General features: G+C 44.3%; 10 protein-coding genes and 1 riboswitch. Of the genes, 2 read left to right on the top strand and 8 right to left on the bottom strand.

The features are described 5' to 3' along the window. Positions 1-108 precede the first annotated feature (108 nt). From DW036_RS17480 to DW036_RS17445, 8 genes are all read right to left on the bottom strand, one after another. Entirely contained in the window at positions 109-435 is a 327-nt protein-coding gene (locus tag DW036_RS17480) for a DUF2149 domain-containing protein (RefSeq protein ID WP_007213923.1), read from the bottom strand. Between the two features lie 21 nt (positions 436-456). Beyond that, entirely contained in the window at positions 457-1,056 is a 600-nt protein-coding gene (locus DW036_RS17475) for a MotA/TolQ/ExbB proton channel family protein (RefSeq protein ID WP_118465534.1), read from the bottom strand. Between the two features lie 34 nt (positions 1,057-1,090). Next, complete coding sequence (locus DW036_RS17470) at positions 1,091-1,648, bottom strand: hypothetical protein (RefSeq protein ID WP_118465533.1); 558 nt, start codon at positions 1,646-1,648, stop codon at positions 1,091-1,093. Positions 1,649-1,766: 118 nt separating this feature from the next. Continuing rightward, on the bottom strand, positions 1,767-5,678 hold the full coding sequence (locus DW036_RS17465) for a cobaltochelatase subunit CobN (RefSeq protein ID WP_118465532.1): 3,912 nt from the start codon (positions 5,676-5,678) through the stop codon (positions 1,767-1,769). Next, complete coding sequence (locus tag DW036_RS17460) at positions 5,675-7,189, bottom strand: PepSY-associated TM helix domain-containing protein (protein WP_118465531.1); 1,515 nt, start codon at positions 7,187-7,189, stop codon at positions 5,675-5,677. Before DW036_RS17460 ends, DW036_RS17465 begins: the two co-directional genes overlap by 4 nt. A 3-nt stretch (positions 7,190-7,192) precedes the next feature. Further along, a complete protein-coding gene (locus DW036_RS17455; RefSeq protein ID WP_118465530.1) occupies positions 7,193-8,146 on the bottom strand; it encodes a sirohydrochlorin cobaltochelatase in 954 nt (317 codons plus the stop codon). Between the two features lie 15 nt (positions 8,147-8,161). Then, positions 8,162-9,478, bottom strand: coding sequence for a hypothetical protein (locus DW036_RS17450; protein ID WP_118465529.1), 1,317 nt, complete (start codon positions 9,476-9,478; stop codon positions 8,162-8,164). A gap of 19 nt (positions 9,479-9,497) precedes the next feature. Beyond that, the gene (locus tag DW036_RS17445; RefSeq protein WP_118465528.1) at positions 9,498-11,855 is read right to left on the bottom strand and encodes a TonB-dependent receptor; all 2,358 of its coding nucleotides are present in this window, start codon (positions 11,853-11,855) and stop codon (positions 9,498-9,500) included. 127 nt (positions 11,856-11,982) lie between these two features. Further along, a riboswitch (cobalamin riboswitch) is annotated at positions 11,983-12,186 on the bottom strand. 216 nt (positions 12,187-12,402) lie between these two features. Between DW036_RS17445 and DW036_RS17440 the strand changes: the two genes are divergently transcribed. After that, positions 12,403-12,636, top strand: a complete 234-nt coding sequence (locus DW036_RS17440) for a hypothetical protein (protein ID WP_118465527.1) — start codon at positions 12,403-12,405, stop codon at positions 12,634-12,636. Continuing rightward, positions 12,621-12,971, top strand: coding sequence for a type II toxin-antitoxin system RelE/ParE family toxin (locus DW036_RS17435; RefSeq protein ID WP_118465526.1), 351 nt, complete (start codon positions 12,621-12,623; stop codon positions 12,969-12,971). Before DW036_RS17440 ends, DW036_RS17435 begins: the two co-directional genes overlap by 16 nt. Positions 12,972-13,065 lie beyond the last annotated feature (94 nt).

Here is a 13,065-nt window from a genome sequence, read left to right as displayed (position 1 = left end):
AGATGAGGGCAAGAAAATACCCACTGATGGGTATTTCTATTGTTAAAAACCCTTGTTTATAGGTATGGACTCTTTAACTTTTATTCAAAGGGTGACGGATATCTATCGTTATTCCGGAACATAGATAATTTCTCCACTTTCCAGTTGGTAGGCTACACCGACTTTTTTCCCTCGCTTGCCGGAAGTTTCCTGTTCCTCGCTGGGAGTGTATCGTTTGATTTCCTGCCCTTCTTTCGTAATGATTTCCATATTCTCTTTTCCGGGATTCTTTACCATGGTAAAGTCTTCTTTGGAAAACATTTCGGTCATGTTGAAGCGGGAGACGAGGGCAACCATCAGTGCGACGGCAAAGACCATGGCTACATCAAAAAGGTTTGCTACCGTACCCATCGGGTCGGAGTCCGTTTGGTTGTGAAGCAGTCTGTTTCGTTTCATATTTTTTTATGGGGCTGAAGGTTATTCATTGGTTTTGTTTCGCAGAGTCTTGTCCAGATATTCCAGATCATTTATTTCACGGGCATACCAGCGTTGTTTCACTTGCAGAGTAATGACGCCGACTGCGGCAATCACCATACCGACCACGGTGGTGGCAAAGGCTACCTGCATATTGTAAGCCATTGAGGAAATATCTCCTGTAGCCAGCCCGACAAGGGCGGGACCCATCGGGATCAGTGTTCCCATCAGTCCCAGCATCGGGCCGAGTTTGATGAAAGTGCGTGAGCGTCCCAACTCTTTTTCGGCGTCTACTTCGAAGTTGGCAAGCAGGCGTTCGCAGTAGGCGGCGTTATCACGGTGCTCGGCAAGCTTTTTCAGACAACGGAGCATAGGTTGTTTCCCGGCTTGGGGCAAGCTCTGCAACTGTTCGTTAATGTTTTCAGGAGTGATGCTTTCCAACATTTCGGAGAGTTGCTTTTGCAGTTTCATCCGTTGGTAGAATTCTCCGAAGAAACCTCCGGCAAGGATAATGGCGCGGAGGAAGAACAGGAGTAATAATACGATGACCGGAACAAGTAGTCCGTTGGATATCCAGAAGAGTGAGTTTGAGATGGTTTCCATAATGATATTTATAATTTTAGTAGTTACTGTTTATTTAGTAGCCGGTAGCTATGATGCTCAGTACGACTATGAATATGTTTACGATAAAAAGGATTTCGAAGCGCAGGGCTTTATCTCCCAATAGGATTTGTAGTAATCGGGCACCGATACCGATAAGTAAGAATGTGGTGGTGGCTACTATCCACGAGAGCATATTGAAATCAATGCCCGGAAAAGAGAACAATAATTCAGCCAGTACATTGCATAGTACGCCACCTATCAATAAACCGGGGTAAAGGTGGAGCAGGAAGGTGATGCTTCGTTTGAATGCAGTGTCTCTTGTACGCATTCCGGAGAAGCAATCGAAGCAAAATGTTATCAGGATGGCGGCTTCCAGTGTGATGCAAACAGATACATTCAGCATTTTCTCCCGGGAAGCAAAAAAGGCTGCTATTGCTGTCTTAGATTGCTCGGTTACCCAAGGGGTAATGAGTAAAACAAATAGGGCACAACATAGTGCTGTCAGCCACGTTCCCCAACGGGGATAGAAGCCGACCTTCAGCAGGAAGCTGAGGGTGATGAAGATTGCTAATATGGGAATGACGTAATTCATAGTTATTGGGTGAATGGTAAATTGTTAGTGATTAGTGTTTAGTGATAAGTGATTAGTGGCTGCACTATTACTCCGCATGGTGCTAATCACTTATCACTAAACACTAATCATTATGAAGTTATTTACTTTTTCTTCTTTTAATTAATGCAACCAGTCCAATGAACACCACCAGTACCACGCCTCCAATCACTAATCCGTTTGTCGTACGTTTCTGTGCTACCTGTTCCGGTGTCAGCTTCTTTTCTTTCAATACTACATCTTTTCCATTGGCCGAAGCGGCTTCATATACTGCTTTCATATCCTGATTGAATTCCTGTCTCTCTTTCGCATCCAGATTATCCGCAACGAACGACTGTAATTGGGCATTGTCGCATACAAACTCCGTGCAGGCGGCACCCTTCTCACGGGTTATCTGTGCATGCAGTGCAGCTGTTGCTTTCAACTGTTCAGGGCTTGCTTTCCAATAGCCTTTCCGTGCACTTTCCAGCATCACCGCAGTCATAGCCTGATAGGATGCCGGATTCACCCGAAGAAAATAATCCTGTATTCCAAGTTTATTTTCATCCTGAATGTACATCCGGTACAGGTCATTAAAAATCTCCTTATCCATTGCAGACGGACGCATTACATGCCAGCCAAAGATATTGCGGAAAATCTCTCCGAACATTTGTGCCGAACCTGCACCGCCTTTCATCCGTTCCTGTATGAATGTCGGATTCAGTATCGTAGTCCGCGTCTCCACAGCAATAGCCTCTTTGGTCTCCTGCATACGGCGGTTGGTACGGTTACGGTAATCGGCCATATAAGCATCCGGTTCTTTACCCGTCAGTGTTTTTACAGTAAGAGATAATCCGCCGGTGAATTCATATACGTGGTCCAATGAAATAGGTCCCCACGTATTACTCTGCCGCGGCTGAATCACTACATCCGTTTCGGAGAGGGCAGAGGCAAACAAATCTTTCTGAACCTCTCCCCAGTTATCCTCATCACCATAAGCGGCACCCATATTATTGAGATACCCTTGGGCGATTTCTTTTTCATCCTCCCATGATCCGCTATGCTCGGTATATCCCATGATTCCTGTACTGTAACCACTATTGACAGGACCAAATACACGCATCACAGACATTTCCCGTGCACGTTTTGGAGAAGTCCCTTTTTCCACCAGTAACTTTTCCTGTAACACTGTTCCCGATGCCACATAGTTGGGATATGCTTCGTCCTTTGCTTCCGATGCCAGGCGAACCGCATCCGTCAGTAACTTCAGACGTGAGCCGGCTATGTCGCGAAGCTGTCCTGAGACTTGTATCACTACATTAATACGTGGTCGCCCCAGTTCTTCGCTGGGCACAAGTCTCAAATCTACTACGCGTCCTTGTCCGTCGCGTACAGGCTCCACACCCAGCATCCAGAAGACTTGTGCCAGCGTAGCTCCTTCGGTTGTGATAAATTCACCTGCCCAGAAAGTATAGCTCACTTTCCGCGGATATTCCCCATGCTTGCCGGTGTATTGTTTCAGGGTTGCTTCCGCCAGGCGTTTTCCGTCTTCCCATGCACGTGGATTAGGGGTTGTTTCAGCATTTACGCTATACATATTTCTTCCTGTGGGCAGTACATTGGGGTTCAATACCGGATCTCCACCCGGAGCGGGCAGAACTGTTCCTCCATTCAGGTCACGCACCATTGCGTTGAATTCATTGGCAGTAGAAGCTATTAGTTGTTCGCGATAGCGCAATGCGGGGCGAAGGTCCGGGGCAATGGCAGCCGTATCACGAGGCGGATTCTGTAACATAGCCGTCAGTCGTTTTTTTGCCGTTGGCAGATAATGGTGGGCTATATATGTAAAGTCTTGCAATTGTTCCGTAGTAATCTTGCCTTTATCCCGGTCAGCTTTGGCCGTTTCGTAAGCCAGGGCATCTGCACTGACGGCAAGGGTGGTTTGCAGTAAGTCACGTTCCGAATAAGGTTCACCCATCGTGTAGTATGCACCCAGCATCTTCTCATTAGCTATTTCTTCGGTAAAGGCATCCAGACGTTCCAGTTCTTCGGCAGTATAGGGTTTGTCCGGTACGGAATCCAGTTCCAGGTCCCGGTGAAGTCCCAGACGAACAGTCTCTTTCTTGACGCGCATTCCCAGCATACGATGTCCTTCCGTTCCTTCATCCAGAAGCTTATGAATATCTTCCAGTAATTGGTTATATCGCTGTCTCATGCCACTTTCCGCATAAGGCGGAGTCAGATGAGTGACGAGTACAGCATGTGTACGCCGTTTGGCAATAATGCCTTCTCCTACGTTTCCCGTAGTATAGAAATAGAAATGCGGCAGATTACCTACCAGTGCTTCCGACCAGTCCGCCTGTGATAAACCCACATTCTTTCCCGGGGTATATTCCAGGTTTCCATGTGTGCCGAAGTGTATCAGTGCATCCGCTTTAAAACCTTTCTGCATATACAGATAAGGTACCAGATAGCTGTGAGGCGGCGCTACGGGCATGCCATGTACCAGTTTGAAATCGTCGTCTCCCAATGCCGGACGGGGTTGTGGAAACAATAACACATTGCCGAATCGCAGGCAGGCAATGGCGATACTGTCTTCCGTGGCTAATAAATTGCCGGGAGCGTCTCCATAACGGTCAGTCACTTCCTTGTACTTTTCCGGCAGGATCACTTCTTTTGCCCAGGTTTCATATTGTCCGGTAGACAGCCATACAGGGTGTGCTGTTTTCAGAAATTGTTCCTGTGCCCCTTTGGCATACGAACCCATGACAGAACCGTCACGGTATATCCTGTTTCCGAATTCTTCTACGGTGGCAGGCAGGTTGCTTACGTCATATCCTTCATTGCGCAAGCGTTTCAGGAAATTATAAAGAGAAGGAATCACCTCCATACCGCTTGCCAGCAAGGCATCTTTACCGGGTGTCTTGAAGTAGCAGATGGCGACGCGTTTGTCTTTGTTGGATTTATCGCGAAGAGACATATATTTGCTGATATGCTCAACTAAGGCATCCATCCGTTCCGGTTCCGGTGTATGCAGAATGTAGCCTTCTTCATTCTCATTTTGTGTGGAAATACATAAGGGGGCCATGCCTCCGTCTATTTCGGGTACTACTACACGTGCCGTCAGTGTACCTCCACTTACGGGTACGTTGGGATTCAGCCATTCTTCACGCGGTTGTACCAGTGGGAAAGGCATGAAGAGGGGAATATTTTCCTGATGTAACCAGTTAATGAGCGAGTCATTTCCCAGACGTCCCATAGGCAGATAAATCAATCCGTCGGGATGAAGGGTACGTATCAGGTCTTCGCGTCCCTTACCGCTACCGGTGATGGGATAAATGTTGAAACCTGCCTGTGTCAGACGGGAGATCAGGGTATCTACATGGGCGCGGGTACCTTCCACAGGAAAACTGATGCCTGAGATAAAAGCAAGATTGCGCCCACCTTCGTGATAGAGTTGCTTTTGTTTCAGATATTCAGTCAACTCTTGTGGAGTTTTGAAGTATTGGCCGTATTCCTGATGATAAAACAGGTTGTTGGGCAATTCTACGGGATTTCCAAAAGAACGGTCCCCCAGTCGATGGGGAGTGGAGATGTGTCGCAGGTAACGCAAAGCATTCCTGTAGTTCTGCCTGCAAGCATTTTGGAAATACATTTGCAGGGTCTTCTGTTGTTCAGGGGTGATATTGTGGTTGACGATGAAGTTGAAATGTCTTAGCGCATTGGTAAAAACTGGAACACCTTTGGCAGCTACCCGTTCCAGTTCCGCTACTTGCGTTTCGTCCAGAAACAATCCGCGTCCGTACATCATGATGGCATTATAGCCGGAAAGGTCTTTCACTTCTTCCATCTTGATACACTTCACGCGAATATGGCTGCAATCATTATTCAGTGCGATGTCTGCTGCTTGTGCGGGCAGGGGATTGATGATGAGGATGCGGGTAGGTGCCCACCAATAATTGTAGGCTGCAAAGCAAACGATGACCACGGCGATTATGCAGCCAAGGATTATTCCTGTTCTTTTCTTGTTCATAGTAAGCGTTTTTGTTTTTTGCGACATTTTCTTCGAACATAATTTATGCTCAACACTATGCCGGTTACTGAAGTTACTGTTCCACCAAGTAGTAATATCCATAGTACTGTCTTACGTAAAGTGGTATTTGAATTCAAACCCGGCAGACGCATCCGGTGCATAGCCGTATAACTCCAGTATTTCCAACGGGAAGATGTATTGACATAACGAATGATACCTGTTTCGGGATGAATATAGAAAACACTCCGGTCAGGATCATCCACCGTTATTTTCCAGACGGGAAGTTGACTTCGTCCACGATACATACTACTCATATCGCGGTAATAAGTTTCAAAATGGTTCAGTAGTGTCATGTGCAGCTCCGGACGTTGATGTGCCGGAATACTGTCGGCAGCATATACACTTTCCACACCTTCCCGAATTTCTTTTTCCTGAAGTTGCAGAGTATGTGGTACACTATCCGTAGCATCAATATATTGTTCTCCCTTTCCATCTTTAACGGTATAGTAGGGATGTTTCCGGAAATTGCTCCATTCTATCTGCCGCGCTTCCGGGAAACTGGTAATCACGGTGCGATAATCCAGCGTGTAATCTTCTGGTTGGGGCGCCTTTGCTTGCAGTGTACGTAGCGGACTGCTCTTCAAAGCCGGTTTATGAATCCATTCTGGAATGTCGGCAACGGACATCATGCCACTGAAAGTAAAGGTCAATACGAATATTCCGAAAAAAATGCCACTGACATAGTGCCAATGATACCATTTCTTCCGGTAAGGTGAGAATCCTTGGCGATGACTCTTACGTGTCCTGCGCCATACGTCGACTGTAACCCATATCCCTGCAATTACCATAAGGCAACCTATGCCGGATAACCAAATAACGGTTTTACTCCACAACGTGGCGTCTTGCCGTAGCCAAGTGAAATACACCCAATGGGGAATAGCTCCCAGCCATGCCCAGAAGCGTTCGTTCCTGTTGGAAAGTTGTAATACTTCTCCGCTTTGTGAACTTATGTAAAGCTGTGTTTTTGCATCATCTGCAAAATGTATCTTATAAATGGGCATTTCCTTTTTCAGTTCACCAAAAGGTATCCACTGATCCAGTGTATGTAGGGTGTCAATGTATGCAATGGGGGAGGCGGACCATAAGGCGGCTATTTGCCGGATATGTTCATTGTCGATTATCGACAAGGTGTCCGATGAGGTCAGGTGAAGTTCATGTATTCCTTTGTTGGTACGGATATGGAAGATTGTTTGCCCCAGACTGCGGTCTAAGGTGAGTTTTCTCACTTTTTCTCCTTTGGGCAGACGTGAAAGGACAGAAGTGATATCAGGCAGTGAGTCGCCTGAGGCGGAGAGTAATTCTTGCTTTTGTAGTTTTTCCTTTGCACTGACACGTGGAAAGCGGTGGTACATCATCACAAAAGCGGAGAGGAACCACATAAGAAATAGGATACAAAGCAGTGTGCCCAGTATCCTATGTAAAGAGTACATTAATTTGTTAATGATATTCATTTGTTATTCCACATCTTTTCCGGCAGCATATCCGACCTTCTTTTCCATGATATCCAGTATGCGATGTTTCAGCATAAAGCGGATATGGTTGATGAAAATTTCCTGTATCTCGGGTACTTGTCCCAGTCCTTCCATACGGACATTCACGGTGTAGCCTTCTTTTTCGAGTGCTTCCTTCCAATCTTCAGCGATGTCATTCTTGGCATGATCTCCGGCTACGAACATAAATGGTACCAAGGTAACTTGTTTCGCCTTTCCGGCTTTCAACTGTGCCAGCATTGTTTCAAATGAAGGATATCCTTCGATGGTACCTACGTGGAAGTTACTCAGTCCGTTAGCTTTTAGCATATAGTCCATCTGGCTGTAAATGGCGGTGCTGGGAGTATAGGTGCCATGACCGACAAGTACGAAATGCTCACCTTTCTTAGCGGATGCTTTTTGATTTTGCGTATTGGTGAGTCTATTATTCAATATTTCAACTACCTTTTCTGCATCTTCCACTGAATAGAGCAGGGGAGTGCCGATACGGATTTCCTTAAAGAAAGGTTGTACACTCTCCATATCTCGACGAAGTGACTCCATCTCTACGCCGTCAATGATGTTCGAGCTTTGTACAATAACATGTGTGTAACCTTCACTGCGTAGACGGAGCATAGCATCCAGCGGAGTTAGTTTCTCGATGCCGCGTGCTTTAAGACGACGGATAATGATACGGGAAGTAAAGGCTTCACGCATTTCCAAATCAGGGAATGCTTCGCGGGCTTTCGCATTGATAACGTCAATGGTTAGGGCACGAGTATCATCGTGTGTAGTACCGAAGTGTACCATCAGCAGGGCGGCTTTATCGCCGGGTTTCATACTTGCGAGCATATCGCTTGCTACGAAGTTTTCCCCTTCGTGGGCGGAGCAGAGGAGGGGGAGGTTGCAAAGAAGTAAAAGGATAAATAGCTTTCTCATAAGAAGTAGAAATGATTATTCGTTTTCAACGACACGTATCATGTCGAAGTAGAATTTACCTTCCACTTCTGCTCCCTTTTCTACGGTACCGGTTTTAATGTCGTATATATAGATAATGGCGTTGGCATCCTCTTCTGTATCTACACCGATGTAGGCTTTATCGTTAAAGATAACGGAACGTTGCGAGAAGCGGCCACCGCTGTAAGCAATTTCTTTGCCATTGTAGCTCAGGCGAGTTTTGGTTCCAGTAGTAAGGTCAATGATGGCATAGTAATGTGAGAATGCATCAATAACTGTAGGTTTCTTTATTCCTGCAGCAGCAGCTTTGTCGCTAATAGGTGCATTATCGTTGCGAGCATATACCAGAGCTTTGTTATTTCCTAAATACTGAACAGTCATCAACTTACCATCTGCATTGGAATAACCATTGTAAGAGGTATCAAACTCTGTTTCACCTGCTTTGATACGCAGCAACATACCTTTTTCAAGACCGCTTGCTTCTTCATGGAAACAAGCCAGATAAAGATTACCAGCTTCGTCATACGCTACACAGTCCTGCATCAATTCTCCGTAAGCACTTCCTGCCATTTCACCTTCAACGGGAGAAATAATATCTTTTTCCACCTTCATAGTTGATGGGTTGATGATGGCTGCATGAAAATTAGGCTCTTGTTCACTTGCAACAGTTTGGCCTGCCTTTTCTTTCCAGTAGTAGAAGTAATATAATTTATTGTCTGACTTGCGGTAGGTGAGAATACCTGAACTTGTCAGCTTTGTCCAGTCGGTAGGAGCGGGTATAGTTACTTCACCTTCATCAAGGATAGTTAAATCGTCTGCTTTCAGTTTCGTATAAAGAACTTTATTCTTGTCGCCGTTGGTGGACATGATGACGAGTGTATTATCGTCAATCCAGGCATGTGTGTAGGAACGTACCTTATAAGTATTAGTCTTGAAAGGGCGCTCTGCAATCACATCGATTTTATTATTCTTGATCTGATACTTTACGAAGCGGTCAGCGGAACCAGGGATCTGATAATAGTATTTCCCTTTTGAGATAGACTCCATAGAGTAATCTCCGAGTTCCGATCCTACTCCTTCAACGGTGATGACACCTCTATCAGCCGTCAATGTACTGGTACTAGTGACAATGGTAGTGTTTTTACTGCTCATGCCGCCATGCTTACCTACGGTTACAAAAAGGTCGAAGTGATAATCACCTTCATTGATACCCGGATCTGGAGTAGGAGTAGGATCATCATCAGAACAAGCCGTAAATGAGATTGCCATCATGGCAGCCATAAAGGCCAAGAGTGTAAATTTGAATTTTTTCATCTTGAATAATTATTAATGATTAGTTAATGAATAATCGGAACTTGGCAAAAAAAGCGCGTCCGGGTTTCTGCAACTTATAGTTGTCATAGGCTGTCTTGTCGAGGAAATTGGTACACTCTAAAGCAATGTTGTAGCGTCCGCGTTTCCATGAGTAGGTAATATCAGCATTGCAGATATGTTGAGCCGGAATGCGTGCCTTGCCTTCAGTGGCACCATAAGCCTCCCACAAAAGGTAATACCAGTGTATCCACTGATAAGTGCAACCTAAGCGTAGCTTGCTTTCTGGTAATGCCACGTTACGGAAAGTATAATATGCTTCCGCACTACCAAACAACCAAGGACGGTTGGGTACACGGTTGTTGTAGGTAGCCGATGGTTTTCCGCCATTCTTGTACTTCTGTTGGTCGCGGGCATCTTGATAGCTGACGTTGCTGGCAAGCTGCAGCTTACCTTGCCAATCGTAGCGTACCTCTCCTTCCACACCCTTAATGTGGACTGCGGGTACATTGGTATATTTCATTGTACCTTCTTTTTCAGCAACTTCGCTCTGAATATAGTTGTCAACCTTGCGGAAGAATCCGCTTGCTTCGTAGTAGAAGGTATGTCCGGTACCCGGATGCCACGTACCGAATAGACCGGCATTGAAGTTATCACTGTTTTCCGGTTTCAGTGCTACGTTGGCATAGATATTAGTACCGTTTCCCAATAGTTCGCGTGCGATGGGAAGTCTCACACTATGCTCATAGGACACTTTCACGGCTAAAGCTTCCGCTGCAGTGTACCGAAGTCCGACACCGTAGCCTAGATAGTTCTTGGTTGTGGAACCTTGTACCGCTTCAGAACCGGTCACGCTAGGCTGATCGGTCTGCCGGATATTCGGGTGATTGATATAATCCTTTATGAAAAACACATTCTCCATCTTGCCATCTAATAACGACTGATTGTAGGAAAAGCCTAGGATATGTTTGGTCACAACATCGTTGGATGGCTCGAAAGTAGTATCTAAATCATCATAACGGTCGTTGCCGGTACGACTCAGATGATAGTTCAAGTTAAAGTTATGATGATTGTTCAGTTTATAATCCAGGTTGGCTCGAACCACAGTCAGTGGGCGCTTATAATGGCGCATGGATCGTTCTTTGCCCATAATTTCATTACGCTGGCCATCTATGTATCCACCATCCCAGTAATATTTTCGGTAGGTGGTGTCCACGGTCAATGAGTGATCCCAAGTCTGGGAGAGAGCTGCATTCAGCTGCATATTCTTCAGAATGAAATTACGCTTCTGGTAATGTGCTGAGATATTCCAGGCATCTGAGTTCTTTTCTGCCATTCCATATACTTTGTCTTGAACAGAACCCGTCTGTAATTCTTTATCTGTCTTGGAATAGGAAGCGGAAACGAAGAATGCATCTGCCCATGACTTGTTGGCAACTCCTACCTCTATTTGCCCCAGTAAGGAGAAATAGTCATCGTGGAAGCGTTTAGGATTACCATATATGAAATTGTCACCACTCTCATCCCGCATTTGCACGTCTTTCATCCTATAATCATTCTTTGAATAATTTACTCCCACAGTAGGTCGGATAATCAGTCCTGTTTTAGGTTCTACAAATTGTGCATTCAAGTCTGCTTTGTGCGTATGGAATGAACCGATGCCATAAGAGACATCCAGATAATTTTTCTTTTCTTGTTTGGTTATAATATTGATGGCACCACCCAATGCATCCGTTCCCAAGCTGGCAGGAACCACACCTTTATATATTTCAATCCGGTCTATAATATTCACCGGAAGATTAGCAAGTGAAACTCCACTTCCTTTAGTGTCCAACGGCATTCCATCTAAAAAGTAGCGAATAGAATTGCCGGATAAACCATTTATAGACAAATCAAAGTCTGAACCGACACCTCCTTTTTCTCTCACCTTAATGCCTGTTGTACGGTTTATCAGGTCATTGAGGTTATTTAGCGAATTTACTATAGGTTTTATATCGAGAGCATTGACGGAAAAAACTCCTTCTTTCACTTTCTGTGTCTGTGTCTTTCCATAAACCTCAACGGAGTTCAGAGTAACAGCACTTTCTTGTAATGTGAAGTTGAGTACTTTGTCCTGCTGAATATCCAGGGTGTTTTTTACAGTTTGATAGCCTACTAAGGATACAACCAATGTACGTTTGCCAGGTGAAACTTTCAAGGAGTACCTGCCATTATCATCTGTATAGGTTCCGGATGAAGAATTCTCAATAGCAATGGTTGCTAATGCTAAAGGTGCACCATGTTGGTCTGTGACTTTCCCTGATAGAGTGAATTTATTCTGTGCTATTATTATCTGTGACAAGCAGGTAAATAATAACAGTACACATACAATCTTTTTCATTTATATCCTTGTTAACGGTATTTATGACTTACCTTCGGGAATATATGTACAAGGAGAAATGATTTCTTTATGTGCAGAATAAAGAATGCCAGACTCGATGTTTTGTTGCTTTATTTCCCGAAAGCATTAAAACTATGTTGTTTCTGGCAGGTCTTCTGACTTATTCCATCTTAGAACGCCTTCCCATCCAACTTACGGACAGTGGCACAGAGTGTTCCAAGACTTGGAAGGAACTTACAGCAGCGGGTCTGTTCAGGAGTTTCACCTGATTCCCTTTTCATCACTTACCCCGTAGCGTAGGGGAAGTGAAACCAAAACTGCGGCAAAGTTATAAAAAAAGTTAGTCCGAACAATGGACGTATCTGAAAATGTTTTTATAATATTAAAAGAGATACATATTGGAATGTAATGTATTTGTGTCTTTATAAGATAATAAGATGTGAAACTTTAAAGAAAGAACAACCAAAGTGTATATAAAAAAGCATCAAATAAATGAATCATAAATAAAAAACTCTATATTTGCAGTATGTAATTAATACGGTACTTTATGACGACAGGAGAACGTAAACAACTTTTGTTTCAACGCCTAATGGCGGTAAACGATGAACGGCTATTAGAAGACATTGAGGCATTATTAAATAATCGTTGTCCGGATGATGTTCTATACTTTTCTTCTGAACTGCGTGATAAGATTGATAATGCTTTGGAACAGATGCGGTGTAAAGAGGTTGTGTCTACTGAAGAAATGGAAAATAGGCTAAGTAGATGGAGCGGAAAGTAGAATGGACAGAAGCGGTACTTCTGGAAATGAGAGAAATCTTTGAGTTTTATGATGAACGTAATGGTACATCCAAATACAGTGAATCTCTTTTTCGACAGATAATAGTTTCAATAAATCGAATTGCAATTAATCCTTTGTTGGGGCATATGACAGAGTATCCTCACGTTCGTTATGTGGTGGTGATCCCCAATTATTCTGTATTTTATTATTTTGCAGATGATGTTATAACAGTGTTAGTATTGTGGGATAATCGTCGTAATCCGGCTCGATTGACTTATATTCTTCACGACTCAGCTCCAATGTATTTATGTGAAGATTTAGAGATTTATAAGTAGGTGTGTTGAGTGTTATCTGCACGAAAACTTTTATAAAAAAAACTTGCGGCTGCGAGAGCCTGCGCTTGTACAAGTGTGAACGTTCACTTGTACA

Origin of the sequence: Bacteroides sp. AF39-11AC, from assembly GCF_003474285.1 — a bacterium.
GTDB lineage: Bacteria > Bacteroidota > Bacteroidia > Bacteroidales > Bacteroidaceae > Bacteroides.
Note: the sequence above shows the minus strand (reverse complement) of the source record. Positions and strands in the feature narration are given on the sequence as shown.

Bases quoted from the DNA above. Each gene is read 5' to 3' on its own strand.
- DW036_RS17480 (WP_007213923.1), bottom strand. From the start codon at position 435: ATGAAACGAAACAGACTGCTTCACAACCAAACGGACTCCGACCCGATG.
- DW036_RS17475 (WP_118465534.1), bottom strand. From the start codon at position 1,056: ATGGAAACCATCTCAAACTCACTCTTCTGGATATCCAACGGACTACTT.
- DW036_RS17470 (WP_118465533.1), bottom strand. From the start codon at position 1,648: ATGAATTACGTCATTCCCATATTAGCAATCTTCATCACCCTCAGCTTC.
- DW036_RS17465 (WP_118465532.1), bottom strand. From the start codon at position 5,678: ATGAACAAGAAAAGAACAGGAATAATCCTTGGCTGCATAATCGCCGTG.
- DW036_RS17460 (WP_118465531.1), bottom strand. From the start codon at position 7,189: ATGAATATCATTAACAAATTAATGTACTCTTTACATAGGATACTGGGC.
- DW036_RS17455 (WP_118465530.1), bottom strand. From the start codon at position 8,146: ATGAGAAAGCTATTTATCCTTTTACTTCTTTGCAACCTCCCCCTCCTC.
- DW036_RS17450 (WP_118465529.1), bottom strand. From the start codon at position 9,478: ATGAAAAAATTCAAATTTACACTCTTGGCCTTTATGGCTGCCATGATG.
- DW036_RS17445 (WP_118465528.1), bottom strand. From the start codon at position 11,855: ATGAAAAAGATTGTATGTGTACTGTTATTATTTACCTGCTTGTCACAG.
- DW036_RS17440 (WP_118465527.1), top strand. From the start codon at position 12,403: ATGACGACAGGAGAACGTAAACAACTTTTGTTTCAACGCCTAATGGCG.
- DW036_RS17435 (WP_118465526.1), top strand. From the start codon at position 12,621: ATGGAGCGGAAAGTAGAATGGACAGAAGCGGTACTTCTGGAAATGAGA.